Origin of the sequence: Wolbachia endosymbiont (group B) of Cyclophora punctaria, assembly GCF_964028235.1 — a bacterium.
Taxonomy (GTDB): Bacteria; Pseudomonadota; Alphaproteobacteria; order Rickettsiales; family Anaplasmataceae; genus Wolbachia.
Genome location: NZ_OZ034749.1, coordinates 38,765 through 65,062, shown reverse-complemented (window position 1 = coordinate 65,062; position 26,298 = coordinate 38,765). Strand labels below are relative to the sequence as shown.

Sequence of the window (26,298 nt, the reverse complement as noted above, 5' to 3'; positions counted from 1 at the left end):
TCAAAAAAAAGCGCTTTCGTGTTTACCAACTTAGTTGGATTCCAGTGTCAAGCACTGGAATGACACCAAAGAGGCTACTCGAATGACAAGAAAGAGGGCTACTCGGATGACAACGAAGGTGCTGGAATGAAAGGAGTGTTAGATAAAGCTACTTGTATAACTGTTGCACATCCATAAACTCCTTCTCGTCTTGAACGCTAATGGTAGCGTGAGTGTTGAAAGGTAAAGGGTCATTTATATCTCCATGGCCTACTCCTTTCATTGTAAATACTGGAAAGTTGACACTTTTTGCAAACCTTTCTTTTACAATTTCGACAAGATTATCATTATAACAGTTAACAAAGTCACCGAATATTACTGCATCTACTCCATCAAAAATATGAGCTTGTTTTAGGTGATCTAAACTGCGTTCAATTGAATATGGATAAACTCTTATGTCTTCTAAAAATAGAATTTTGTTTTTTGCGTTTATTTGCCAAGCAGTTCCTATGCTATTTTCAACCAAAGTCATATTACCACCGATGATTTTAGATTCTAATATGCTATTTTTTAGTCTAACTCCATTATTTATCATCTTTAAGTTGTCAAATCTGATAGAGTTGTGTTGGTTAAGAATTAATTCTTTTAATTTTTCAACAGAGCTTTCAGCAACAGAGTTATTTACTATCATTTCCAACATGGTACCGTGAAGAGTTTGCCAGTCATATTTAACTTGCAGATAAATATGTAAAGCAGTGATATCACTATAGCCTATAAGAATTTTTTTGTTTTGAGCAATTCTTTCTTTTTTATCATTGGGCAGCTTTTCTAGGTAAGGAATTAGCCGAGAAGCCCCTTCTCCTCCTCTGATACACCAAATTATTTTGCTATCATCAGTGAGCGCATTAACCAAATCATTCGCTCTAAACTCATCAGAGTTAGAATAAAATGGGTTGTCATTACTGTATATTTTCTCCGAAATATGGGGATTAAAACCCAAAGTTTTTACGTATTCTCTTATAGTAGGCAGATCTGATTCTTTTCCTTTCGAAGAAGGAGCAATAATATCAACTTGATTGATTGTGTGTGCAGGATTAGTGAGTAAAAGGCATAGAAAATAAAGAATAAAGGAATACATTAAAATATCTTATGAAACTCTTGCTTTAATATATCATCTAATTCGCAAAGAGAAACTTTTACTCCTAGTTTTTCCATTGATGTAACGCCGTAATCTTTTAGTCCACAAGGAATAATACCCTCATAGTGGGAAAGGTTTGGAGAGACATTAAGTGCTATGCCATGATAAGTTATCCATTTTCTCAAGCGAATGCCAAAAGCTGCTATTTTTTCTTCTACTCCGTTGTTGTTCACCCAAATGCCTATTCTATCTTCCTTAAATTCCCCAAATATATTAAAGTGTTTTAAAACATTTATGATCCAATTACTTAGGTCTCTGATATATAGTTTTATGTCACATTTGTTTCTTTTTTTAAGATTTAGCATTAAATATATAATGCGCTGCCCTGGTCCGTGATATGTATATTTACCACCCCTACCTGTTTTATATATAGGAAATAATTTTTCAATAATGTCATCATCTGTTGCACCGATTCCTGCAGTATAAAGTGGAGGGTGCTGGAGTAGCCATACTAACTCATCAGATAAATTATTGTGAATTTGTTGAATTTTTGCTTCCATGAATTTCACAGAATGGTTATAATCAGCAAATTGGTTAGATATTAGCCATTCTGTCATATTCAATTTCTTTTATTTAATTTTATAATACTTACTTGATTTTCAAGCAAGTTTAGGTTGTTAGTGAGCTTTTAAAGCGTTCCATATAAAGCTATATAAGGCTTTGTAACAAAAAAGGGAAGCTATCGCCTAATGATGAAAAATTTGACATATGTTGCTAGATATGCTAACATCATTAATAAATATTTAACATTTATATTTTTAGCTAGGGAGTAATTATGCCAAATATAATTACAGAGTTTAAACAAAAAACTCAACTTCTTGAAAAACATTTCCATGATAGAACACTCCAGCCTATGAGCGAGTTCAAGAAAGTAGGAGAGAAAGAAGTAGTCTGCAGTTCAGGATTTCAAGCAGAGCACGAGTATAGCGACAATGAAGGTGATAAGGCAGCTTTCATGATTAAGTCTGTTCTAAATCACACGCTTACAAAAGAGGAAGAACAGTCTAAGTTAGCACAATTCAAAGAATCTTTTTACAAAGGATCAAGAAAAGCTACAAAATTGCAAAATCCTTAATTTGCCAAATTTTGTGATAAATAATAATCTTGATTTATTATGGCAGTCAGTAGAAAGCGATATATGTTATGATGACCTTAATATTGCTGATTTTATCAGGGAATATGTTGCTGGTGATTTATATAAGCTGTTTTTATATGATAGAGCTCCAATTGTTGAATTGGTAACAAATAACGATTTGCCAAAGGAAAGATTTGCTAATGGTAATGATCAATTTAAAGAGCGCATTGAGCAAGAGAAAAATCAAGGGCAACTTCATTTGAGATCAAAGTTTTTGGACAAATTTACAACATTAATGGATCTTAAAGAAAAAGGCAAAAACCACCAAGATGCAAAAGGTTTTGAGAAAATACTGGCTGCTCAAATATTACTTGTAGAAGCTGATATTGTGAACCAAGAAAATTTTGGTGTAATAGAAAAGGAGTATGAAAATGCAAAGGGTAAAAAAGTAAAAGAAAAACTCTGGGCAAAAATTGATCATGGTAGATCATTTTATTTGATCTTTAGTGGCACCAAAAGTTATTTACAAAACTTTTATACCTTTCTGACCACATTGAGAAGCTATGGCATAAAAATAGATCTAGAAAAGCTATCAAAAGAGTTAGAGGATTTTATTGACTATTATGATCAGAATAAAGAAAAATTTGAAGCTTTAATAGATAGGAAGGCAAGCACTTTAAATCATGTATTGAATCCTAACATGCAATTTAACCTTAGGTATATTGATGGATCCATATTGAATGTTAGGAATTTTAAGTACATGAAAGGAGAATTTAAAGGCCAGAAGATGAAGAAGGTAGGTTTTTCTTTTTCTCTTTCAATTCTTGATAACGATTCTCCAAGTACTAGTTTTAGTGATTACTTTAAGCAAAACTTAGAAACCCAGGTTAAAATGGCAAGAAATCTTACTGGTCCATTGAAAGATCTTGCTGGACCATGGAAAAATTTCGATAGAATTGAAAAGATTTATAGTTACGTAATCAAACCTTCATTCTGTCTATTTGTTCCAACGTTAATAGCAGCTATATTTACAAGTGGAACCTTAGGCACAGCTTTTACTGTAGCTGCAATGATTACAGGAATGTGTATGCTTGTTGGAATAGTGACAAACATTTGTCTTAATGTTTATGCAATGAGTAGCTGCAATAGCAAAATTAACGATCCAAAAGTTGAGGGGTTTCAAGGAGAGCTTCAGCTTTGATAATAGCTTTTCTGGTTTCTTTAACGATGGTATAGTTGAAGTAGTCCATGTTTGTCATCCGAGTAGCTGACACTGGGATCTAGCTTTTCATACAATCTAGTCAAAGGTGTTCGTTCTGGTATAAAACAGCTATGCTCACCAGTTAAGTGGGCTATCTACAATTAAATTCTTGGATCCCAGTGTCAAGCACTGGGATGACATCATTCTTGTAACACTAATTGATATAATTCAACTACAATTTCAATCTTTTAACAAATTCAATTTTTCAGGAGGCACATATGAATTTTAATATTTTTCAAAGAAAGAAAAGCAGTGAATACTCTGCTTTGCAACTAATGATGGAACCAAGTTGGAGTAGGCGCGATTATGCAAGTTTTGCTGAGGAAGGCTACATAAAAAATGTCATTGCCTTTCGAGCAATTAATATGATCGCAAGTGCTGCATCTTCGGTACCTTTTACTCTCTGCCAGCTTACTGACCAGGGAAAATCACAACTAAAAGCGCATCCATTACTGAAGTTACTTTATTCTCCTAATCCAATGACATCAAAATCGGAATTTATTGAAGGGATTGTGACTTATCGATTAGTTAATGGCAATTCTTATGTATTGATGATTGAGGCGCAGAACAAATCAACAGAGCTTTATCTTCTGCGCCCTGATAGAGTTGAAATTGTTCCGGGGAGAAGTAACGTTCTGACCTTACCCAGAAAAAGTAGACAGAAAGTTAAGACGTTTTTGCTATGAGAATGATGAATCAAAAAGCTCAGGAATGCAATAGTTAATAGTAGAATGTCTACGCTGTTTATTATAAAAAATTTCTATATATTCAAATATTGCGGTTTTAGCTTGTTGTGCAGAGTGTTGTGAAGTATCAATGAGTAACTCTCTCTTAAGTGAACTAAAAAAGCTCTCTGAAACAGCATTATCATAACAACAACCTTTGTGACTCATACTAGAAGTAATATTTTTTGTACTTAGTAAAAATTGATAATTTTTAGAGGTGTATTGCGATCCTTGATCGCTATGAAATAGTAGATTTTTAGCAGATTTGCGCCTACCAATAGCCATGAATAACGCATCTATAACTAATTGCCTATTTACTGCATTACTCATTGACCAGCCAATCACCATGCGTGAATATAAATCTATTATTGCTGCCAAATATAACCATCCTTCATTAGTTTTTATGTACGTAATATCAGTTACCCATATCTTGTTAGGTTGATCAGCGATGAAATTCTGATTTAATATGTTAGGAGTTATAACTCTATTGTCTATTTGTGGTTTTTTACTTTTAAACTTTCGTCTAAGCTTAGCTTGAATGCCATTTTTCTGCATAACATTTTGCACTGTTTTGATGTTATAATTTTTACCTAAAGCCTTTAATTCAGCGTGAATTTTAGGAGCTCCGTATCTGCATTGTGATGCTCGATATACCTTCTGAATATCTTGTATGAGCTCTTCTCTTATTGATTTTTTGTTGTTTTTTTCCTTAGTAATCCATTTATAATAACCACAAGCAGATACGTTCAAAAATCTGCATAATTCCCGTATTTTATAGCAGTTTTCATGTTCTTTTATAAAAGAATATTTTACTCTTTTTGGTTTGCAAAATATCCCAGGGCTTTTTTTAAAATGTCTCTTTCCCTCGTTACTCTTGCCAGCTCTTTCTTTAAATAAAACTTTTCTTTGTCACAATGAGCTACTTTCCCTTTTCCTGGAAACGCATCTACTCCAGACATTCTATCATTGTATGTTTTTACCCATCTGCTTAATGAATCACCGCTAATACCCAAATCTCTTGCTATTTTTGCTGATGATTGACCTGTTTCTTTTACTAGTCTTATAGCTTCAATTTTGAATTCTGCTGTATATTCTTTTCTTTTTGTCATACCACACCTCTTTGAAAAAACGTTTTATTTTACTTCAAAAACGTCTTAACTTTCTGTCTACTTTTTCTGGGTAAGGTCATTTTGTGGATTTTTTTTGAGGCCACTTTTGCTGCTTTGCTCATTAATTCTTGGCAATTCTGTTTTTGGCTGTCCATTTCCGTTAGCAACTTGTTCTACATGCTTAGTAGGTTGATTAACGTTAATACTACTATTAACATCTTCAATTTCAATCGAAAGAAGTTCATCTTCATCATCACTTGTTAATTCTACTCTTAAAGTACAAAGAACAGAATTACTAGAAACAGTACCATTAGCTGTTGCTTCAGCTTCCACTGTGTCAATTACAGATATTCTTGTTTCATGACCTTCTTCACTAATTTTTTCAAATGGAGAATTACTATTAGAGTCTGAGGAAGTTCCGGCAGAGCAATCACTTTTATTACCTTCAAGTTTAGAAAAATCATCATCTTCAGAACTCAGTGATGGTGAATCTGATTCACGTTCTTTAACCTTTTCCACAGGAATTTGTTGACCACTTGCATTAGCTTCTACATCATTGCCTACTGATGATGCATCAATGTGCTCGAGCTCGTTTTTAAGCAATGCTATTATTTGTGCAAGATCCTCTTTCTGCTTACCCTCTCCCAAGCTTGTCATCTTGTCATTTGCTTGACTTTCCATAAGATGGTACAAGCCTCCACCTTCTAGGTGGAGAAACTTTAGTTTGTCAATGTCATAACTGTACTTTATAAAGTATAGTTATGACGGAATATGACAAAGGAAAACACACTGTATTTTATCATAGGTACCATATAGTCTGGATTACAAAATATCGGTACAGAGTATTAACTAAGGCTATGAAGGAGAGAATACGAACAATCATAGCAGAAGTATCTGAAGAAATGGGGATTAAGATAGAAAACGGAGTAATATCATCAGATCATTTACATTTATTCGTAGTAATACCTCCTCATATAGCTGTGAGTGATTTTGTTCAAAGAGCCAAAGGCAGGTCTTCACGCAAAATTCAACAAGAATTTCCAGAGCTAAATAAAATGTACTGGGGAAAGCGTTTTTGGGGAAGAGGATACTTTAGTGCTACCAGCGGACATATCACAGATGAAGTCATTAATGAGTACATCAATAAACATACAGATGCACATCAGCCTCATTCTATATCTAGTATAAGATTGGAGTAGCTTTAGCTTCTCACCGCGCTTCCAGCGCTATATCCAACCTTTCGGCTCTCAGCCGATAGTGGTTGAGTCAAGAGCTTCTGTAAAGTGGATTTATATACACTATCATCTAATTTCTTTAATAAATCTATCATAGTATCACAATTGATTCTATCGACAGCATCAGACAATTTTTCCCCTATAATTTTTTCATTTCCAGGCATTTTACCCTCCTCACAATTATTACCTATAGCTTCTTCTATTGAAGCCTCTTCATTATTCATAATATTCTCTACTTTATCAACAATGTTTCTTTGCGGCTGTTGATTATCAATATTTTTGGATTCTGGATCTTTTTTAATATTTAAATGCAAAGGTGTTTTATCATCTAAACCTTCAAGAAATTTTGTGATTTTTGATTCACTAGAAGATTTTTCCCTGTTTTCTTCCCTTACCAAATATAAACTTTTCGTTCCTACCAGATCTAAAGCTGTTTTGCCATCTCTATCTTTAATGTTGCAATCAGCTCCCTTGTTTACAAGTAATTTTACTATTTCGAATTTATCATGGTAAGCAGCCCAATGTAAAGCTGTTCTGCCATGCCTCTCATCTGACCTTACCCAGAAAAAGTAGACAGAAAGTTAAGACGTTTTTGAAGTAAAATAAAACGTTTTTTCAAAGAGGTGTGGTATGACAAAAAGAAAAGAATATACAGCAGAATTCAAAATTGAAGCTATAAGACTAGTAAAAGAAACAGGTCAATCATCAGCAAAAATAGCAAGAGATTTGGGTATTAGCGGTGATTCATTAAGCAGATGGGTAAAAACATACAATGATAGAATGTCTGGAGTAGATGCGTTTCCAGGAAAAGGGAAAGTAGCTCATTGTGACAAAGAAAAGTTTTATTTAAAGAAAGAGCTGGCAAGAGTAACGAGGGAAAGAGACATTTTAAAAAAAGCCCTGGGATATTTTGCAAACCAAAAAGAGTAAAATATTCTTTTATAAAAGAACATGAAAACTGCTATAAAATACGGGAATTATGCAGATTTTTGAACGTATCTGCTTGTGGTTATTATAAATGGATTACTAAGGAAAAAAACAACAAAAAATCAATAAGAGAAGAGCTCATACAAGATATTCAGAAGGTATATCGAGCATCACAATGCAGATACGGAGCTCCTAAAATTCACGCTGAATTAAAGGCTTTAGGTAAAAATTATAACATCAAAACAGTGCAAAATGTTATGCAGAAAAATGGCATTCAAGCTAAGCTTAGACGAAAGTTTAAAAGTAAAAAACCACAAATAGACAATAGAGTTATAACTCCTAACATATTAAATCAGAATTTCATCGCTGATCAACCTAACAAGATATGGGTAACTGATATTACGTACATAAAAACTAATGAAGGATGGTTATATTTGGCAGCAATAATAGATTTATATTCACGCATGGTGATTGGCTGGTCAATGAGTAATGCAGTAAATAGGCAATTAGTTATAGATGCGTTATTCATGGCTATTGGTAGGCGCAAATCTGCTAAAAATCTACTATTTCATAGCGATCAAGGATCGCAATACACCTCTAAAAATTATCAATTTTTACTAAGTACAAAAAATATTACTTCTAGTATGAGTCACAAAGGTTGTTGTTATGATAATGCTGTTTCAGAGAGCTTTTTTAGTTCACTTAAGAGAGAGTTACTCATTGATACTTCACAACACTCTGCACAACAAGCTAAAACCGCAATATTTGAATATATAGAAATTTTTTACAATAAACAGCGTAGACATTCTACTATTAACTATTGCATTCCTGAGCTTTTTGATTCATCATTCTCATAGCAAAAACGTCTTAACTTTCTGTCTACTTTTTCTGGGTAAGGTCAATCTTGAACATCAACATTAGCACCATTTTTAATAAGCAAGCCGATTAATTCTAAATTATTACGTGCCACAGCCCAATGCAAAGGTGCATGCCCTGAATTGTCTATACTATTAATATCAGCAATTTTATGATTAATAATAGTCTTTGCTACATCTATAAAATCTTGTTGTATAGCATAGTGCAAAAATTTTTCTGACATATCAGAAACTCTAGACCTGGCTTCAGTATCTTTAAATTTATCTAATACCGCTTTCACGCATTCTTGATTACGAATAGACAACGCCCTTCGAAGTTTTTCACATATGCTATGCCAAGGTAGAATAGTACTTCGATTTTTTTCCAAATCTTCTAATAAAAGCTTAGTATAGCGCTGTCCACCAACACCAATAAGTAGCCTATCGAGCCCTTCATCTTGCGTAAATAATATACTTTTATGCGTTTCTGCATACCTTTCCACAAGTGTGTCATCAGCTGCAATGGCTAGTAGTGAAAGCTCTTTTACTGAATAATTATAATAACCATTTGTTTCATCATAGCTATTATTCAACAGCACATTGTGCATATGATCAGTCAAATTAAGCTGTTGAGAGCAAAAATCCTTCAAATTACCACAATTCAAATCAGTAATAAATCTATCGCCTTCCTCTATATTATTTATAGTTTTATCTAAATCTGCGTAATCACCATAATTTTTTGCTTTATTTATAACGTCTATTAATCCATCAAAGGTTAAATTTTCAGGGATAATGGTAAATTCTTCTTCATTATGCCTTGGTTCTATATTAATCTGATCTTGAGGCCAAAATAACTCTGTTGCTACAACTGCTGTAACTTCTGCAACACCTACCAATACATTCGCAACATTACCTAAAATGCCTGGATCAGTAACTACTTTGTTTGCTACTTCACTACTATCAGATGAACTCTCAGTAATAGACAAGTCTTCAGCAGCAAATGACTTAGGTCCTTCATTCATATTTTTCTCAAGAGTCTCTGTAATTCTATTATCCTCATCTTCGAAATGCCTATTTATTTCATCTAACAAACTTTTGCCATCAGCTTTGTAATTCTCTAATTGTTCAGGAATGGCAAATGTTACTTTGCCGTTTTCATACTCTACCTTACTATCTCGAAACTTAAGGGTGAACTCTAAAATAGCATCAACCCTGCATATTTCTTTACCCAGTTGCTTAACAGGCATATTTGGAAAATATTTAACGTTTAAAGAATCCTGATCACTACAGACAATCTCTATATGTCTATCATTAGCATCAGGCAATTGCAAATCGTGTCCCAAAAATATAGGAGAGAGCTGCATTAACAAAGAGCCATCATAACCAGCCTGATTGCAACTAGTAATTAATTCTTCAATAGATTATCATTTGGAATTTCTGCTTTAGCATGTTCAAACATTTTTGTAAAAACATGTTTTGCGATTTGGCGTTGGTCATTTTGATTACATTTATCACGAAGCTGGCTAACGAAATTCTTGTCTATAACTTGACCATTAATTACAAAATCCATCCTGGGTAGATCTTTGTAAGCTTGCTTGCCAGAATTTGCATCCCTATTACTCTCACTTGCCTTTACTTGACTTAGCAGAGATTGTGTTAGTTGAAACTGTAACGTAATTGGTACACTAGGTTCAACATCAGAATCCCTCACATCAGCTTCTTCTTGACTCTCATTACTTGAATCTCCAGAATGGCGACGCTCCCTTTCTTCTGCAGTATCTACTGCTGGCGGCATGAGCCCACCAAATAAATTCCAACCACCCATGATTTACCCCCCGACCATTAGCTAAGTTAATTATAGCATTAAACAGAAATTTTGCCAAGCAAATTATTGAGTCTTTTAGCAAACAGACTTACGTCTTCCATCTCTTCACCTTCCACTATACAAGCTTGATAGAACAATAAGTAAATCATATCTCCAAGTGTTGGATTTTCACCATTTTCAGCGTGAGATTCCATTATGTTTCTTATCAAAGGATGCTTAATGTTAATTTCAAGTACTTTTGGCGTGCGGTAATTTAGCTGCTTCTGTTCACGTAAAAAACGCTCCATACGAAGATCCATAGTTCCTTCATCAACTGCTAGACACACAGGACTATCGGTTAATTTCTTAGAGATCTTTACACTTTTTACTAAGCTTCCAAGAACCTTGGTGAAGTATTCGAGTATAGAATCCGCGTTTTCTTCGCTTTTGTTTTCATCTGATTTATTTTCTTCATCTTTCTTACCTTCTTCTGAAGAGAATTTTTCTAAATCAACATCAGCACGAGTTACAGATTTAAATTTTTGATCTTTATATTCATGAATCACGCTAGTCCAGAAATCATCAACTGGATCAACAAATAGAAGCACTTCCAATCCTTTGCTGACGAATCCTTCAAGTTGTGGACTGTTTTTTACTGAATCGAGACTATTTCCTGTGAGATAGTAGATATGTTCCTGTTCAGGCTTCATTCTGCTTATATAATCATCAATGCTAACTAGCTTATCATCACTGGTGCTATGAAATCTGCAAATGGAAAGCAATGCTTCTCTTTCATCAGTTGGCATAGCTTCGCAAAGACCTTCTTTTAACACCGCACCAAAATTGCCCCAGAATTTTGTGTATTCCTCTAAATTATCTTTTGCTTTTTTGCCGAGCTCTGATACCGCGCGTTTAGTTAGGGATTTCCTAATCTGCTCAACAACGCGATTATTCTGCAGTGTTTCTCTGCTGATGTTAAGAGGCAAATCTGGTGAATCAACCACACCTTTCAAGAAACGCAGGTATGGTGGTATAATTTGCACATTATCTTCAGTAATAAATACTTTATTGACATATAACTTTACAGAGCAGCGTCTATCTGGATGAAACAAATCATAAGGCTTGATAGAAGGAACATAAAGCAAATTCGTATATTCTATTGCACCTTCATTTTTATTATGCAGTATCATCCAAGGCTCACCACCTACGTGCGCAACACCGCGGAAGAAGTCGTTGTGCTCTTCTTGAGTAACGTCATTTTTTGGCTTAGTCCAAATTGCAGCTTTGCTATTTAATTTTTCACTTTTCCCTTCTTCATTTACAAATTCAACAGGAAAATTTATGTGATCTGAATAAGTAGTAACAATGTTTTCAATACGGAATTTGTCTAAAAATTCGCTTTCTTCAGGACGAATGATGAGCGTAATTTTTGTTCCACGAGAGATTTGACCATCTAACTTGCTGATTGAATATTCTCCATCTCCTTTAGATTTCCATACCCAAGATTCTTCTTCTCCGGCTTTCCTTGACTCTACTATAACTTCTGAGGCAACCATGAAGCTTGAATAAAAACCAACACCAAACTTTCCAATCAGTTCTACAGCTTGGTTTGAATCTTTATTATTCTTAATTGCATCCAAGAATTTTTGCGTACCAGAACTTGCAATCGTGCCAAGATTATCTATTAAATCTTGCCTGTTCATGCCAATTCCATTGTCGGTTATATACAGCTCATTCTTATCTTTACTGGAGCTAATAGTAATCTTCAATTCATCGCTTGAATCTAGTAAATTAGGATTTAATTGCGATTCATAGCGCAATTTATCACATGCATCTGATGCATTTGATATTAACTCACGCAAGAAAATATCCTTATTGGTATAAAGTGAATGAATTACTATATTTAGTACTTTGCCTACTTCAGCGTCAAATTTTAAACTTTCAGTTTCTTGTATGTTGTGCATTTTGAGCTCCATTATTAGCCTGCTATTCTAATAATTTAAGTATTGCACAGCGATCTTTCAAGGTCATATATGCTAAAATTTATGTGAGCCAATTTGTCATGCAAGCTGAAATGATAAGAAGAGGGTTCTGTTCTACAATTCTCTTTATTCTTAGAATAAGATATCTCTTATTTGCTTCAAAGATTTGTGAGTCTTTGATTCTTTTTCTTTAAAAGTAGTCTCAAGAGAAGTTTTAAGATTTTCCCATTCTTCCTGACCGTTTAGAATCAAAGCGCTCTCAATCTTCTCCAGTGCCTTCTGAGGTGATGAATATAATTCCTCATACAAATCAGTGTTTACTGACTGTAGTATTACTAAAAATGTAAATAAATTCGGATCAATTTTCGCATAACATAGCTTTATTTTCTTTACGCAGTATTCTATTGCCTGCAATGATAATGAGAAGCTTTCTGCATAAAATATAAAGCTATCTATAATTAAGCTCTTTGATTTTTTCGGCAATTCAATATTTTGAAACAGCTTTCTTGTAAATTTCTCTATTGGCTGTTTTGGCAAATGCAAAGAGAGATCAGTAAAAGATTTTAGGCTGAAATTTGGTCCAAGTATTGTGCTGATTGCTCTTTGCACGTTACTTTTATCTTGACTAACAGAGATAATGAAAACCAGTCCCTCAACATCAAGCATGTACTTTATGGATTCTAAAAAATCGACAATGAATTTGGGGCGGCATATATCAAGATTATCGACCATTATATAAATGTTTTTACCTTTTCTGATTTTGTTAACCACATCTGCTAGTTGTATTTTAAAATCTCTAATGTTCTCTTTTCTCCTTTGGAGAAGATTTAATTCACCCAAGACAAAACCTATGTCTTTCTTATCAGCCTCTTTTGCAGCATCGAGAAATACTGAAAGCATAGCGAGTGGAGATTTACTGATTAGCTTTCCTAATGTATTGAGAGAAAATAGTTCTTGTTTTATGTTTTTGAACTGCTGTATAATACTTCTTTTTACTTCGTATGATGCAAATAGATCCTCAAACAGGAAATGCAAAAAAGAAGGCAATGGTTGATCTAGCGCACTAATATCCCATGCGCTGTAATAAGCTGCAATTTCATTTTGCTGCTCTAGATCCTTTACCCATTCTTTCAAAAAAAATGTCTTACCCCACTCATTATATCCTTCTAAGGATACGATCGAAAAAGACTGATCAATTGTCTTAATTATATTACTAAATCTACTTGCAACTTGCTTATAGCCTAAGCAATCACCTTCCCAAGTTATTACCTTGGGTAGATGTTCCGTTTCTTTTTTTCTGAAGGTTATTAGGGATGTAAGTTTTTTTAAGCACATAAGACTCTTACACTATATTTTACTATAGTATTTTATAAGTTAAGAATCAGTTTACTTAAATAATCCATAATTTTCTATCACTGCAGAAATGGAAAGGTTCTTCAAGCTGCTTTCGGGACTATATTGAATATCTATGCAGGTTAATTCTTTTACCCTTCCTTCTGTATCTTTTGTTAACCTTTGTGTTAAACCATCTACATTGCCAGAACTTATCATTCCCATAACAGAAAATTTCCCATTTGAAATATACTCCTTCTCTATCAGTGGGGATATTTTAATTATCCTATCTAGGCTCTCACGATTGGTTATTGATAATTTACCTTCTTGTTGAAGTAGATATAACTTTTCTATCATCTCAGCTCTATTACCGGAGTGGTTCTTTACAAGATCCTCTAATAGTTTTTCATGTTCATCTATAGGCACATGAATATACATTAGCCACAAAAGAAGAACTAGGTCCGTATTATCTTTTGTTATCTCCCTTATTTTACTTGCCTGAACGCTTGCATAAAAATAAGGATCCTTTCCATCATAAGAATAACTAAACCTCGACACCCCCGACCTAATTTGATCACCAATTCTTACTCGAATCACATTTTTCAGATTTGCAATAGATCTATGCTCTTGTTCCATTACTTTAAACATTTTTGAAGAATCTATTTTTGTGATATATGGGTCATATTTGATTTTAAATTTAGGTTCAATATTCATCAGATCTCTTTTTAGTTCATATTTGATTTCAAGTTCAGGCTCAATATTTATCAGATCTTTTTTAACCAGATGATCTTCTATTATATATCCAATTCGTTTACTATCTGCGTATTCTTTGTTAAATAGCGCAATGAAATCAAGAGCGGTTGATCTTGATTTTTTGATTAACCAATTATAAGTATAACGTACTCCATCTAGTGCAAAAGTTAACATAACCCCTCATTTTAAAACATCATATTTAAATGTATAATATTTTCAATTAGTAAGCAAGTTTCTAGGCTGAAGTATGTTATAGTATTTTTAAGGTATGTTGCTCAGAAGAAATGGAATATTATTTAATATCCTGTCTTGACGTAAGTGCTATCTTCAGCGTCCCTTCATCTAGGTAGTCAATTTCTCCACCTATCGGTATACCACAAGCAAGGCGCGATATTTTTACATTCGAATTCTTTAGCAATTCAATTATATATTGCGCAGTAACTTGGCCTTCTAATGTTGGGTTGATTGCAATGATGACCTCTTCAATTTTAAATTCTGTAACTCTTTTGGGAATGTTATCAAGATTCAGTTCTTTTGGACCTATACCATTTATTGCTGATAGCCTTCCACCCAAAACATGATACATACCTGAATATATATTTCCTTTTTCAAATGTCCATAGATCACCCAACTCTTCTACTACACACATTAACTTGGTGTCACGCTTTGGGTTAATACAAATAGAACATGGCGATTTAATATCTAGGTTTCCACAAATTTTGCACTCTATTATAAGATCCGCTAGCTCTCTAATCAAAGATGCAAGCGGTAGCATGACTTTCTCTTTATTTTGGAGCAAATGTATAACTAACCTTCTTGATGACGATGGCCCTAAATTTGGCAATTTAGAAAAAGCATGAACTAAATTCCTTATATTAATGTTCATTCAGTAAATTCAAGATAGTTCAAAAATGATAACATCAAACCTTTCGTAAAGAAAGTAGTAAGTCTTTATCTTGATTAGCTATAGAAAAATTTTTCCACTTTTCTCAGAAATTGTCTTGAAAAAAGTAGTGTAATCACAATCTACTGTAACTTAAGTCTGACTCAGGTGTAACTGAAATTATCTCATACATTTGCGTAGTTTCTACAGTACCTCTTTTTTGAAAGTGACGCAATTTATTTTTCAACATGTTTCTTTCTTCTACATAATTGTCTGATTCTTTATTCAAACTAGAATTTTTTTCTTCATACTTGGAAAGTATTGTATCGATCAAATAATTAAAAAATAATATTAGACCTGTAGTGTTGGCAAGCAATGCAAGAGAATAATATAACATATCTTCGCTCACTTCTTCATTTATTATGTCATGGGAATTTCTATACATTCTAAAACAAGAGCCAAAGGCTGCTAAGCATACACAAGTAAGTTTTGTTCTGCTTAGGATGCACTTAATTCGCGCTAGTTTTTTATTATTATCTTCTAATTTTATACGCAACTCACTAATTTTACTACTATAGTGCTTAATAAACAATTCTATTGCCTCTTGGTTATTAGTATAATTATATGCTTTGTAAGATTCCTTATCTATGAGTTCAGTATCTATATCCTTTGATTTGAGAAGCTCTTTAATTGCTTCATTTGTGTTAAGAAGCACAGCTTCGTGTAGAGGTGTGTACTCATTTTCAACATTTTTTCTTCTGTTAATATTTTTATCAGTTAAGTAGTTAAAAAGAGCTGAAATGCATTCTGAATTATTACCTTCAATAGTCAGAGTAATTACGTCTTTTTTGTCTTTGTTCTTAGTATTAATAACTTTGAAAAGCGGCTTTTCATCCTCTTCCTTATGTTCAAAATATTTGTGCTTGTAAAACTCATTTGCACGGTATGGCTCCTTAAGAATACACAAAAGCTTTTTTACAAAATCAGCATGATTTTTTTTAATAGCCACATGTAAAGGTGTGTCCTGATTTTTTTCATCTTTCAACAATAAGGCATCATACAAACAACCCTCTTTATATAAAAAATTAATCTCTTGATCAAAAGAGATATCTTCTTCTCCTTCACAGATATTTAGTAGCCGTGACCCTATACTTTCTGTAGTACTGTAATCAATTGCAGAGCTACGTTGCACTTTAGATTGATAAAGGGTTACGTTCATACTATTCCTACCTGTAAACAACCTAGCTATACCTCTAAATATTCCAGCTATACCTGATTCACTCCGAGCAGAACAAGGCGTTTTATCTTGAATGTGAATCTCAACATTTTCATTAGAAAAAAGTTCTAAAACATGCGAGCTGCCTCTTCTACTGGAAAAAGGCGCCTCATTCTTTTTATCTTTAGCTTTAACACTATTCTCTAGCTTTGCATTCGAAGCACTTATAGGGTTAGCTAAACAATCAAAATCCGTATTTTTAGATACAAAGTCTTCTGATTGAAAATTTGCTGCAGCGTTTATTTCACCTTTCATATTTCTTTTTTTACAGAAGTTGCATTTCAGGTAGGGTATCTCATCTTTAAAATTTTTCAACTCTATTTAAATTTTTTTAAAATAGTTTTTGATAAAAATATTTATGACACTAATTTTTGTGTTAAATTTTTAGAAGATTTTATAGCTAAAAATTGTATCCGTTCAGATGCATGGCTAATGTGCACATATTGAAACCAGTGCTTTCTTTTTTGTCATCCCAGCTACCAGAATGATGTCATCCCAGTGCCTAGACACTGGGATCCAGTTAAATTTATGAGTATAAAAGTAATCAACGTTTCTGATGATTATGAAAAAGCTGGATGCCAGTGTCAAGCACTGGCATGACACCATCTGCTACTCGTTCCACTTCATCGTCCTAAAGCCCTTCCCTGTCATGCCAGTGCCAAATGACACCATTTGTTCTTATGTTTTTGTCTATCTTATTTTACCACTCTGCTGAACGGATACAAAAAATTACTTCCGCATGTTTTTAATCTCATTATAATTACGATTAGAGATATTTATTGAGCTCAAAAATCTATCTCCGTCTGCAGACTTTTTAATTAAACTCATTAAAAATGTAGCGTATATTCTTCAGTGTATACTTAATTTCTGTCATATGTGCACTGCATTTTTTCTAATCTTTTTTACAGGGAGATTTTATGTCCAGAATTCCAGATATTTGACCTTTACTTTAGCTAATAAAAACCAACTGGTACCTGCGGTTTTTATAGCTACGTTTTCTCAAATAAGTTTTAAATGAATAGATTTCTTGCATAATCAGATGTCATCCCAGTGCTTGACACTGGGATCCAATAAGAAAAATGCGCTGGAACTTTCGAATTCCAGTTATGCAAGAAGTCTAATGTTAAAAAACTCACAGTTATCCTAGTACTGCTTTATTATCTGCAGTCTTTTCAGGTTTGACGGAATGTAATTGAGAACCAATAGCAACAACTCCTTCTATCAATTTAGCCTGTTTATAGTCCTGACTTAAGAAATATATAGCTACTCCAATTGCTATTCCAGCAACAAGAGCAGATACTGCGAGTGTGCATAATATAATAGTCATTGAAGGGACTAAAGCACCACCAACACCGAGTCCAATGCCAAGAAAAACGCCAGGTATAATGCCAATCAAACTATTACATCTAGCACTTTCTTTTTTCGATTGAGCTTGGTCTTGCATACATTTAATGAGTGCTTCTCTTGTATTTCCTTGAGCTAAATCTAATGGCATCTTGTCTTCTTGATTCCTTATCAAAGGATTTGCACCATATGTCAAAAGGGCTTCTATTGCTTCAGTGTTATTACTTATAACAGCTTGGTGTAATAATGTATTTCTATTTTTATCTTTATCTCGAAAATTGATCAATTTGTAGAAATACTGAGGATTAACAGATCTATTCACCGCTTCATCTAAAATCTTCATCACGTTTTTAAATGACAATATCTCTTCTTTCTTAGACCTTGTACTATCGTATACAATGCAGTGTTGCAAAATAAGATACACCATCTCTTTTCTTATATCTACAATATCCTTTATAAATGAAGCTGATTTAAATAACTCCTTGTCAATAGTTATTTCGATATTTTTATTAAGGAATTCCTGCAATTCTCTAATTTTTTCGTTATGCTTTATCCCTTTCCTACAGATGATTTCAAGTAAAGTCACATTATCTACCTATTCTTATTATACTAATAATAAATTCTAATAAAAGTCAAATTTTTTATTAGAAAGTTAATATAATTAATTCTGTGAATGTCAAATAAATTCCGTAATTTTGTTAAAAAAAACTCACAGGGTCAACATCTATTGTTATTGCAATGTTTGAACTCAAGTTACAGCAATGTTTCAGCTTTTTCTTTATGAATAGACTATGTTTACTATGTATCTTTAGTAACACTCTATAACGATATTTATTGTTTAAAAAATTTATTGCTGCTGGTGATGGGCCAAAAATTTCGAGTTCTTCTTTTCTAGTCACGCACTGGAATGACAACGCAGAAGGAATAGTAGCTGAACATTGATCATGCAAAAAGCTTGTTATCTCACTTGCTGCTTTCTGCGTTGCAAATTGATCCTTACTGCAAACTATAAGCGCTATTAGTCTACTAAATGGGGGCATTTTAGCTTTGCGTCTTGACTCAAGTTCAACTTCATAAAACAAATCCCTTTTTTGCTGCTGCAATGCTTTTATTATCAAACTTTCAGGATTATTAGTTTGCACTATTACCGTTCCTTTTTCGTTGAACCTCCCAGATCTACCCGCAACTTGATGCAATAATTGATACGTCTTTTCTGCTGCCCTAAGATCAGAATTTTCAAGTCCTAAATCTGCATTTATCACTCCAACTAAAGTTAATTTAGGGAAATTATGTCCTTTCGCAATCACTTGTGTACCGATTATAATATTCACCTCTTCCTTGAGCACTGAGTCAATGACGCTACCAAGCGACTTCTGATCGCTGCTGATAATTGCAGTTTTTGCATTTGGTATTAATTTCACTATTTCTTCAACTAACCTTTCAATTCCCACACCATAAAGAAGCAATGACTGCTCACTTTGACAATTGGAGCATTTTTCTGGAAGTTTTGATTGATAAGAACAATGGTGACACAAAAGGACGTTCTTTTTCTTGTGGTAAGTAAGCCATATAGTGCAATTTGAGCAGGAAATTTTGTATCCACACTTTTTACAAACTGCAAGTTGTGCGTATCCTCTGCGATTTAGAAAGAGCATAACTTGCTGTTTTTTCTCTATGGTTTGTTTTATTCCTTCGAAAAGTTCATTGGAAATCCATTGCTTATTATTTACTACTTTTATTTGTGGCAACTCTGCACCACCGAATCGTTTAGTCAATTTTACATGATTGTAATTCCCTTTTTTAACATGATAAATTGTTTCAAGTAGCGGAGTGGCGGATGATAAAATAATCGGAATATTTTCGAGCTTGGCTAAGATAATGGCCATATCTCGAGCATTATATATAATCCCCTGTTCTTGTTTAAAGGATGAGTCATGCTCTTCATCGACGATAATTAATTTTAGGTTTTTATAAGGCAAAAAAAGCGCTGACCGTGCCCCGATAATGATCTGTGCACTTCCATTTGCAATACTGAGCCAATTATTTCTGCGAGCTTTTGGAGTAAGTCCTGAATGCCACTCAGCTATATTTCCAGATGTCTGACTGCGAACGCGATTTACCAATTGTGAAGTTAGGACAATTTCAGGCAAGAGGATTAGCACTTGTGCATTAACCTCTTCTGGTGTCATTCCAGTGTGTAACCTTTTGGTGTTTGAACATTTGCAGGTAGTTTTAGTAGTAGATGATGTCATTCCAGTGCTTGACACTGGAATCCAGTCTTTATCGTACAACTGCTTAGTGTACTGATTTGAAATTAAGTTTTCTGGATCCCAGTGTCGGGGCACTGGCTTTTTGGTAAAAATTACTCTTATATTGTAACATTCGTCTAGTTGTGTATTGAACGCTGGAATGACATAACGTTTATTTTTGAAAGTAAATTGCATAGCAAATGGTGTCATTCCAGTACGTGGTAAAAGCAGTATGCTAAATGTTACAGAGGGTTTTGCCTTAAATGCAAAGGTGTCATTCCAGTGCTTGACACTGGAATCCAGGAATTTTGATTCTAAGTTGGGTATTGGTCTTAAATTAAAATAAATATTTGTGATGAGATTATATGAAAAACTGGATCCCAGTGTATGAGCACTGGGATGACACCTTACTCGTAGACCCAAATCACAATGTTCGTAAATACTATGATTCTTAATCAACTGTGCAATTACAGAGAGATAAACTTCCGTTTTTCCAGACCCGGTTTCACCGTCAAGTAAAGTTACTGAATACTCATTCAAATTACTTATTATTTTATCTCGAGCTGCTTGCTGCTCAGGGTTTAATTGGTAATCTATTTCACTTATTTCCTGCTTTTGCTTAGTGCAAACTAGTTTATCTATTTGATTTACCTTTAACACTCCTCCCATTATCACTTTGGCAAGCATACCGATAGGTATTACATTATACTGTGCAACCCACTCTGCAAATTCGATCAGTTTTGGTCTGATGCTCGGCAAATCGACCTTTTGTTCAATAAATTTTAATTCTCGATCGCTTTTGCTACTTTCTCTCCAAACTGTTCCAATCAAACGCTTTCTGCCAAACGGCACCACTACGTAATCTCCAATTGAAACTTCAGTATCTTCCTCAACTGCATATGAAAATAGCTGATCAATTGGAAGTGGCAGTAATACGTCAACTGTTCTTGTCATAAGTTAGCGCTGTTTTTAGATACATAAAGAAGCCTTAATGCTTTTTTCATAGTACACAATTTATAATCATAAATATTGAAAATGTGAGGAAATTCTGTATGTTTAGCGATAAAATAGTCCTAGACTTTGAAATAGAAAAAGGCGACCGAATAGATCGCTGTTACTTTTCTACACGCATCAAACTTACAGATAAGAGCAAAAATTTTCTATGTGAAAAGCTTGGTAGACTTAACAATTTAGATGATTACTTTAATCTTAATCCTGAAAATTTTTACATTTATTATAACAAATATAGTGGTCACTATGGTATAAATGAGCTATATGTCAGAGATGATAATGGTAGATATTTAGCTACTAAACTTCCACTTGATCAGAGCGGATTTTCGATAGAGTTATCATTCGACGAGGTGAATTATGGTTTTTATCCTCTGTATGCAATCTATAATCCCACTCAATATGACAAAAAGCAGGAAAAGAGCTTTGAAGATAATGGTGAATTGCAGCCGTTTGTGTCAAGTGTATTGGATTACTTTCTAAATGGCTTAACCATTCAAGATATGTTTTTGCAAATACAAAATGAGCTTGTTGAAAAAGAAACAAAATTAGAAGAAGACAGAAGAAAAGCAGAGGAAGAATTAAATCAAAAGAATGAAAAGTTAAGAGAACTCATAGAAAATGATGAGATTAAAGTACTTAAAGTAATAAAAGGCCATAGTATTGAGAATGGACGTTCAACAGCAATTCTACAGCTTAATGGTGATCTTGATGCAAGTAAATACTACATAGCAGAGTATGAAAGCAATGAATACTTACATTGCACGAGCTCTGGTTATGACATACTGCTTGACCAGAGCGATTTATTTTTTGTCCTGAATAGCAGCTCTTATCTTGAACTTGAAAGCGGGTTCTACTCAATCCCTGAATTTAATTCTAGAAGCTATGCTAAATATCTCAATACTAAGAATCGGCTTTTCAGCGATGATCAACTATCTCAGCAGTTGTGCAAAAGCAAGTTAAAGGCTGAATCTACAGTTAACGCATTTTTCTCAAGACTTATTTATAGTGAAAATTTTTAAGAGGTGAATATGAAATTTAAAACAAATTCTGGATATGATAAATCACAAACTTTGATTAAAAAATTATTTCCAAATAAAGAAAGTATAGTAATAAACGATCAGCTTACAATAGAAGTAAAATATGGGGGATTAGCTAGTTATACCCCTGAGTATATAAAACAAACTGTAAAAGATGCTTATGGAGCCTGGTCTGATAATTTCTATTCACAAAAAAGCGTTCATTCTGGTCCAGTAAAATTGCAGCTTTATGTGCTGAAAAATTACGATGATTACAAAGCTCACATCAAGGAACTTTCAGGTGGTAAGGACCATAGAGAATTATGGGGTGGTGGAACAGTAAGAGCACACGAAGCTGACGGCACGATAGCAAAGACCTTTATTGTTGGAGATGTAAATGGCTTACTTTGTGCAAAATCTAAAATTTTAATGGAAAAAATGAGCGATGCATTTCTTGAGTACTCTACCGGTAATATGGATACAGTACCTGAAGTTTTACGTACCGGTATGAAGCTTTTCATGTGGAGCTACGATGCAGCTAAAAAAGAAAGCACTCGCGATATGCATTATACAAAAGAAGCATACAATAAAATGCATGCATCTGGGCATGATACACCATATAAAATAGCAAGTATGTCTAACGACTATAGAATATCAGATTGCTTAGTGACATTCCTACAAGAAAAACATCCTCAATTCATAAAGCAATTGCTCACTGAGATGTCCTTCGATAGAGTAGAAGCGATATCAAAATTCAAGCATCTTTTGAATAACTCAGAAGTTGAAAAAGAATTTAAGCAGTGGATGGATGTAAAAAGTGGCGATAAAATTGTGGCAGATCTTGTGCCAGATAGTGAAGTTATGACTTTCGGCGAACACAAGCTTCAAATAAATATAAAATATGATGATGAGGAATTAACTCAGAGCAAATTGAGTAGTGTAAAAAATGCCATCGAGAGTACTATAAAAGATTTTGATTCAGCATTTGGCATTAATAATTCTCAGCCTTGGCACAACATACCAAATAAAGTTAATGTTTTCGTATTTAATACAAAGAGTGACTACGAAAATTATCTTAAGGAGTTGAACGTTAACTATAAAGGCGCTTCTGGCTTAACAGTTCAAGGGCGTGGCTCAGAAATTCATGTTTATTTTTATCTACAAGACCAATTTGATGACTCGTGTAAAACTTTGAAACACGAATTGGGACACGCCTTAACTATCATTAATTCCTATTATGGTACAGGTGATGTCTTATCTAAGGCTATGCATGAAGGGGTTGCTAACTATATGGCAAGTTTAGAAGATGGTCGGCATGTCAATGACCACGGAGATAAAGAGGCCTTGATTGCAATAAAGAATAAAGGTCTCAAACCAGATGAAATATTGCGCAATAATATTTGGAGTAATAAAGGGGAACATTATCATTCGGATGCTGAACAAGTGATCAAATTTCTTGAAGATAAACACCCAGATATGATTGATAATTTGCTCAAGAGCCTTTCTAAATCTGGTGCAAATAGGTCTCAAGGTAATAAATTATTTGAGGATTTTTTGACTGAGCTAAAAGGTTATACTCAGGAATTTAAACAGTGGGTCAAAGCTGAGCTGAGTGGTGAACAACATATGGAATATAATGTTGTTGAATCTAACAGTGTTGAAAGTTCAACAAGCCAACAAAGTGCAGGCAAGGGTCTATATGGTTATAGCCCAGTACATAATGTAAGTGGTGATAAAACCAAGATAGAATCTAAATCAAGTGTCAGTAGAGAAGATTCTATGCAACCTGCTAAAAAAGCGAGTGAAGACGAACAAGGAAAAGCTGTTACAACAAAAGTTATGAAGTATAATAAACAGCCTTTCTTAAAGGTGAATATTGATGACAATAATGTAGAAAATACTATAGGAAAAGTAAACGAGATAAATAAGGTAACAGGTGCGACTAGTTTACATTTTGCTGCTTCATTGGGAGATTTAAGCAAAGTAGCAACGCTACTAAAACACAATTCATATATTGATACAAGAGACTATAATGGACAAACGCCACTACATTATGCTATTCAGTCAGGAAATACGGAAGTAGCAAAATATCTTATTGATCATGGAGCAAATCTTAATGTTCATGACAATTATTATCAGAAAACTAATACTAAATATGTGTATTATAAGACACCTTTACACTATGCTATTGAGTCTGGAAATATAGAGATAGCTAAATACTTAATAGATCGTGGTGCAAATCCTAATATTCAAGATGCTTATTCCAAAACGCCATTATACAGTGCTATTTATTCAGGTAATACAGAAATAGTGAAGTATCTATTAGATCATAACGCAGATCCTAATAGTAAAAGTTATTATACTTTTCCGTTACTTGCTGCTATTAAGCTAGGGAATGCGGAAATAGTTAAGAGTTTAATTGAGCATGGCGCAGATCTTGGTATCAAAAACACGTCAGCTCAAACACTGCTGCACTATGCAATTGAGCTAAAACATACGGAAATTGCTAAATACTTAATAGATCGTGGTATAGATGTTGATACCCGTGATATTAGCTCTGGTAAATCTCCACTACATTTTGCCATGCACATGAAAAATATGGAAGTAGTTAAATATCTCATAGAGCATAATGCGGATATTGATATTCAGGATAGCTACGGCTTAACACCTTTGCATCTTGCTGTTGATCTTGGGAATAAGAAGATTATAGAGCAGTTAGTTGAAAAAGGTGCGAATATTAATGCTCAGGATAATGATGGTTGGACACCTTTAGTTCATGCAGTGAGGCATGGAAAGTTAGATACAATAGAATATCTAATAAAAAACAAAGCTGACGTTGACGTTGTAGGTAAAGATGGCAGGACACTTGTTGAACATGCTGAGTTATGGGCAGAAGAGAAAGGACTAGCAAGAGATGTAATAGATAGCAAAGGCGATAATGATTCTTATTATCGTGAGCTTTCAAAAGAAGCTGCAACTTGGGAAAAAGCTGGAAAGGATATGCTTAGCTATCTCAAAAAAATTATTATGCAAGAAGAAGAATCTAACGATATAGACCAAATGCCAGCAGATCAACCTGCGAGTGAAGAAAGGAGTAAAAGATCGATAAGAGGAGACGAAGAGAAGCAAGAGGAAACAATTGTTATAGATAATGTGAAAGAAGAATCACAGCATCCTTTAAAAATCAAAGTGGGTGAGGCTGTTGAAATAGGGAAATATAAGGTAGAACTGCAAGTTACGTATGATGATGTAAGAAATTTTTATGACACTATACGTGGTAAATATCATGATGGTAGTGGATACAATTATGAGCAAGTAATGGTTTTGTACAATGAAATTGTTAGGCCAGCATCAAAGCATCATGATGAACCATTTACTCTTGCTGAGTCCTATATTGCAGATGGGCATCTATTTATTAAAAATCAAGATTTTGGAATTTTGAATGATTTTAATGAGATGTTCTATAAAAGTGATGAGTTTATGTAACATAAAAGGCGGATGAGAATTAATTGATATAAGGAATTAGATCTTCTATTTTCATTCCAGCGTTTCCTTTTCCTGTCATCCTAGTGCCCCGACACTGGGATCCAGTGTTCATATAATCTCATCACAAACGTTTATTTTAATTTAAGACCAATACCTAATTTAGAATCAAAATTCCTGGATTCCAGTATCAAGTACTGGAATGACATCATCTACTATGCAACTTACTTTCAAAAATAAATGTTCCAGTGTTTTCCTCTCCTCTCATCCCAGTGTTTCCTTCTCTTGTCATCCCAGTGCGTGACACTGGGATGGCTTTGTTGCATAGCAACTGAAAAAATCTGGTGGCTACTGACAAAATTCATTATAAAACAGCCATTTAACTGTTGAAGAAAAAATATGCCACAGAAAATGAAAATCAGTAACCAAAACGAATATAACAAATTCCTTGAAAAAAGGGGGAATATTTTTCGTTACATCGATGAAGCTATCGAAAATTGGTATGAAAATAGTCCAAAAATGCAGGGCGGTAACTATATTTATAGTGATAAAGTTGTGATTTTGGTGCATATAATCGTTAATCTTTTTAGAATTGGCTTAAGACAAACGGTAGGGTTTGTAAAAGGATATCTGCAACAAATAGGAAAAAATTTGGCAGTTATCAGCTATTCACAAGCATCAAAAAAAACTTAATATTAAGATAAATGATTGCAGGATTGATAAAAGCAACATGGAAAATATTGAAATTATCATAGATAGTACAAATTTACAGTAACACTCCTGGCCACAGTAAGGAAAACAG

General features: G+C 33.8%; 24 protein-coding genes and 1 pseudogene. 9 read left to right on the top strand and 16 right to left on the bottom strand.

Annotated features, from left to right (window positions below):
- Nucleotides 1-148 precede the first annotated feature (148 nt).
- On the bottom strand, nt 149-1,117 hold the full coding sequence (locus ABWU33_RS00355) for an LD-carboxypeptidase (protein ID WP_353280793.1): 969 nt from the start codon (nt 1,115-1,117) through the stop codon (nt 149-151).
- Entirely contained in the window at nt 1,117-1,734 is a 618-nt protein-coding gene (gene lipB, locus ABWU33_RS00350) for a lipoyl(octanoyl) transferase LipB (protein ID WP_211908628.1), read from the bottom strand. Before lipB ends, ABWU33_RS00355 begins: the two co-directional genes overlap by 1 nt.
- Nucleotides 1,735-1,952: 218 nt before the next feature.
- On the opposite strand from lipB, the gene ABWU33_RS00345 reads away from it, so the two are divergent.
- The 3 genes and pseudogenes from ABWU33_RS00345 to ABWU33_RS00335 all read left to right on the top strand — a co-directional run.
- Nucleotides 1,953-2,252 (top strand): hypothetical protein, encoded by a 300-nt coding sequence (locus tag ABWU33_RS00345; RefSeq protein WP_353280792.1) that lies wholly within the window; start codon nt 1,953-1,955, stop codon nt 2,250-2,252.
- A gap of 13 nt (nt 2,253-2,265) precedes the next feature.
- The gene (locus ABWU33_RS00340) at nt 2,266-3,453 is read left to right on the top strand and encodes a hypothetical protein (RefSeq protein WP_353280790.1); all 1,188 of its coding nucleotides are present in this window, start codon (nt 2,266-2,268) and stop codon (nt 3,451-3,453) included.
- 278 nt (nt 3,454-3,731) lie between these two features.
- Nucleotides 3,732-4,148, top strand: a pseudogene (locus ABWU33_RS00335) (phage portal protein); the annotation flags it as partial.
- Between the two features lie 45 nt (nt 4,149-4,193).
- Here the strand turns inward: ABWU33_RS00335 and ABWU33_RS00330 are convergent.
- From ABWU33_RS00330 to ABWU33_RS00320, 3 genes are read right to left on the bottom strand one after another with little or no spacing between them, the layout of a single operon-like run.
- The gene (locus ABWU33_RS00330) at nt 4,194-5,072 is read right to left on the bottom strand and encodes an IS3 family transposase (protein ID WP_353273672.1); all 879 of its coding nucleotides are present in this window, start codon (nt 5,070-5,072) and stop codon (nt 4,194-4,196) included.
- The gene (locus tag ABWU33_RS00325) at nt 5,048-5,347 is read right to left on the bottom strand and encodes a transposase (RefSeq protein WP_353280344.1); all 300 of its coding nucleotides are present in this window, start codon (nt 5,345-5,347) and stop codon (nt 5,048-5,050) included. Before ABWU33_RS00325 ends, ABWU33_RS00330 begins: the two co-directional genes overlap by 25 nt.
- Nucleotides 5,348-5,404: 57 nt before the next feature.
- On the bottom strand, nt 5,405-6,028 hold the full coding sequence (locus ABWU33_RS00320; RefSeq protein WP_353280789.1) for a hypothetical protein: 624 nt from the start codon (nt 6,026-6,028) through the stop codon (nt 5,405-5,407).
- 80 nt (nt 6,029-6,108) lie between these two features.
- Between ABWU33_RS00320 and tnpA the strand changes: the two genes are divergently transcribed.
- Nucleotides 6,109-6,546, top strand: coding sequence for an IS200/IS605 family transposase (gene tnpA / locus ABWU33_RS00315; RefSeq protein WP_265024376.1), 438 nt, complete (start codon nt 6,109-6,111; stop codon nt 6,544-6,546).
- Nucleotides 6,547-6,548: 2 nt separating this feature from the next.
- On the opposite strand, the gene ABWU33_RS00310 is transcribed toward tnpA, so the two are convergent.
- Nucleotides 6,549-6,980, bottom strand: a complete 432-nt coding sequence (locus tag ABWU33_RS00310; protein ID WP_353280787.1) for a hypothetical protein — start codon at nt 6,978-6,980, stop codon at nt 6,549-6,551.
- A gap of 232 nt (nt 6,981-7,212) precedes the next feature.
- On the opposite strand from ABWU33_RS00310, the gene ABWU33_RS00305 reads away from it, so the two are divergent.
- Together ABWU33_RS00305 and ABWU33_RS00300 are read left to right on the top strand one after the other, a co-directional pair.
- On the top strand, nt 7,213-7,512 hold the full coding sequence (locus ABWU33_RS00305) for a transposase (RefSeq protein ID WP_353280344.1): 300 nt from the start codon (nt 7,213-7,215) through the stop codon (nt 7,510-7,512).
- A complete protein-coding gene (locus tag ABWU33_RS00300) occupies nt 7,488-8,366 on the top strand; it encodes an IS3 family transposase (RefSeq protein WP_353273672.1) in 879 nt (292 codons plus the stop codon). Before ABWU33_RS00305 ends, ABWU33_RS00300 begins: the two co-directional genes overlap by 25 nt.
- 41 nt (nt 8,367-8,407) lie before the next feature.
- Here ABWU33_RS00300 and ABWU33_RS00295 read toward each other — a convergent pair whose 3' ends face one another.
- The 9 genes from ABWU33_RS00295 to priA form a co-directional block, all read right to left on the bottom strand.
- Nucleotides 8,408-9,694, bottom strand: a complete 1,287-nt coding sequence (locus ABWU33_RS00295) for an ankyrin repeat domain-containing protein (RefSeq protein ID WP_353280785.1) — start codon at nt 9,692-9,694, stop codon at nt 8,408-8,410.
- Between the two features lie 74 nt (nt 9,695-9,768).
- Nucleotides 9,769-10,188 carry a hypothetical protein gene (locus ABWU33_RS00290; RefSeq protein WP_353280783.1) on the bottom strand — a complete coding sequence of 140 codons (420 nt, stop codon included), beginning with the start codon at nt 10,186-10,188 and terminating at the stop codon, nt 9,769-9,771.
- Nucleotides 10,189-10,226: 38 nt separating this feature from the next.
- The gene (htpG, locus tag ABWU33_RS00285) at nt 10,227-12,131 is read right to left on the bottom strand and encodes a molecular chaperone HtpG (protein WP_353280781.1); all 1,905 of its coding nucleotides are present in this window, start codon (nt 12,129-12,131) and stop codon (nt 10,227-10,229) included.
- Between the two features lie 150 nt (nt 12,132-12,281).
- Nucleotides 12,282-13,484 (bottom strand): P-loop NTPase fold protein, encoded by a 1,203-nt coding sequence (locus ABWU33_RS00280; RefSeq protein ID WP_353280780.1) that lies wholly within the window; start codon nt 13,482-13,484, stop codon nt 12,282-12,284.
- Between the two features lie 51 nt (nt 13,485-13,535).
- Nucleotides 13,536-14,408 (bottom strand): hypothetical protein, encoded by an 873-nt coding sequence (locus ABWU33_RS00275; protein ID WP_353280778.1) that lies wholly within the window; start codon nt 14,406-14,408, stop codon nt 13,536-13,538.
- Between the two features lie 118 nt (nt 14,409-14,526).
- The gene (gene recR, locus ABWU33_RS00270; protein ID WP_211908738.1) at nt 14,527-15,114 is read right to left on the bottom strand and encodes a recombination mediator RecR; all 588 of its coding nucleotides are present in this window, start codon (nt 15,112-15,114) and stop codon (nt 14,527-14,529) included.
- Between the two features lie 139 nt (nt 15,115-15,253).
- A complete protein-coding gene (locus ABWU33_RS00265) occupies nt 15,254-16,648 on the bottom strand; it encodes an ankyrin repeat domain-containing protein (protein ID WP_353280777.1) in 1,395 nt (464 codons plus the stop codon).
- A gap of 883 nt (nt 16,649-17,531) precedes the next feature.
- Nucleotides 17,532-18,323, bottom strand: a complete 792-nt coding sequence (locus ABWU33_RS00255; protein WP_250120192.1) for an ankyrin repeat domain-containing protein — start codon at nt 18,321-18,323, stop codon at nt 17,532-17,534.
- Nucleotides 18,324-18,435: 112 nt separating this feature from the next.
- Nucleotides 18,436-20,940, bottom strand: coding sequence for a primosomal protein N' (gene priA / locus ABWU33_RS00250; protein ID WP_211907542.1), 2,505 nt, complete (start codon nt 20,938-20,940; stop codon nt 18,436-18,438).
- 98 nt (nt 20,941-21,038) lie between these two features.
- Between priA and ABWU33_RS00245 the strand changes: the two genes are divergently transcribed.
- Nucleotides 21,039-22,016 (top strand): hypothetical protein, encoded by a 978-nt coding sequence (locus tag ABWU33_RS00245; protein ID WP_250120191.1) that lies wholly within the window; start codon nt 21,039-21,041, stop codon nt 22,014-22,016.
- A 9-nt stretch (nt 22,017-22,025) separates the two neighbouring features.
- Nucleotides 22,026-25,499, top strand: a complete 3,474-nt coding sequence (locus ABWU33_RS00240; protein ID WP_353280774.1) for an ankyrin repeat domain-containing protein — start codon at nt 22,026-22,028, stop codon at nt 25,497-25,499.
- A 205-nt stretch (nt 25,500-25,704) separates the two neighbouring features.
- Here the strand turns inward: ABWU33_RS00240 and ABWU33_RS00235 are convergent, their stop codons facing one another.
- Nucleotides 25,705-25,854: a hypothetical protein gene (locus tag ABWU33_RS00235; RefSeq protein ID WP_353280773.1), complete on the bottom strand. Its 150-nt coding sequence runs from the start codon at nt 25,852-25,854 to the stop codon at nt 25,705-25,707.
- A gap of 41 nt (nt 25,855-25,895) precedes the next feature.
- On the opposite strand from ABWU33_RS00235, the gene ABWU33_RS00230 reads away from it, so the two are divergent.
- Nucleotides 25,896-26,189: a transposase gene (locus tag ABWU33_RS00230; protein ID WP_246433102.1), complete on the top strand. Its 294-nt coding sequence runs from the start codon at nt 25,896-25,898 to the stop codon at nt 26,187-26,189.
- Nucleotides 26,190-26,298 lie beyond the last annotated feature (109 nt).

Bases quoted from the DNA above. Each gene is read 5' to 3' on its own strand.
- ABWU33_RS00355 (WP_353280793.1), bottom strand. From the start codon at position 1,117: ATGTATTCCTTTATTCTTTATTTTCTATGCCTTTTACTCACTAATCCT.
- lipB (WP_211908628.1), bottom strand. From the start codon at position 1,734: ATGACAGAATGGCTAATATCTAACCAATTTGCTGATTATAACCATTCT.
- ABWU33_RS00345 (WP_353280792.1), top strand. From the start codon at position 1,953: ATGCCAAATATAATTACAGAGTTTAAACAAAAAACTCAACTTCTTGAA.
- ABWU33_RS00325 (WP_353280344.1), bottom strand. From the start codon at position 5,347: ATGACAAAAAGAAAAGAATATACAGCAGAATTCAAAATTGAAGCTATA.
- ABWU33_RS00320 (WP_353280789.1), bottom strand. From the start codon at position 6,028: ATGGAAAGTCAAGCAAATGACAAGATGACAAGCTTGGGAGAGGGTAAG.
- tnpA (WP_265024376.1), top strand. From the start codon at position 6,109: ATGACGGAATATGACAAAGGAAAACACACTGTATTTTATCATAGGTAC.
- ABWU33_RS00305 (WP_353280344.1), top strand. From the start codon at position 7,213: ATGACAAAAAGAAAAGAATATACAGCAGAATTCAAAATTGAAGCTATA.
- ABWU33_RS00290 (WP_353280783.1), bottom strand. From the start codon at position 10,188: ATGGGTGGTTGGAATTTATTTGGTGGGCTCATGCCGCCAGCAGTAGAT.
- htpG (WP_353280781.1), bottom strand. From the start codon at position 12,131: ATGCACAACATACAAGAAACTGAAAGTTTAAAATTTGACGCTGAAGTA.
- ABWU33_RS00280 (WP_353280780.1), bottom strand. From the start codon at position 13,484: ATGTGCTTAAAAAAACTTACATCCCTAATAACCTTCAGAAAAAAAGAA.
- ABWU33_RS00275 (WP_353280778.1), bottom strand. From the start codon at position 14,408: ATGTTAACTTTTGCACTAGATGGAGTACGTTATACTTATAATTGGTTA.
- ABWU33_RS00265 (WP_353280777.1), bottom strand. From the start codon at position 16,648: ATGAAAGGTGAAATAAACGCTGCAGCAAATTTTCAATCAGAAGACTTT.
- priA (WP_211907542.1), bottom strand. From the start codon at position 20,940: ATGACAAGAACAGTTGACGTATTACTGCCACTTCCAATTGATCAGCTA.
- ABWU33_RS00245 (WP_250120191.1), top strand. From the start codon at position 21,039: ATGTTTAGCGATAAAATAGTCCTAGACTTTGAAATAGAAAAAGGCGAC.
- ABWU33_RS00240 (WP_353280774.1), top strand. From the start codon at position 22,026: ATGAAATTTAAAACAAATTCTGGATATGATAAATCACAAACTTTGATT.
- ABWU33_RS00230 (WP_246433102.1), top strand. From the start codon at position 25,896: ATGCCACAGAAAATGAAAATCAGTAACCAAAACGAATATAACAAATTC.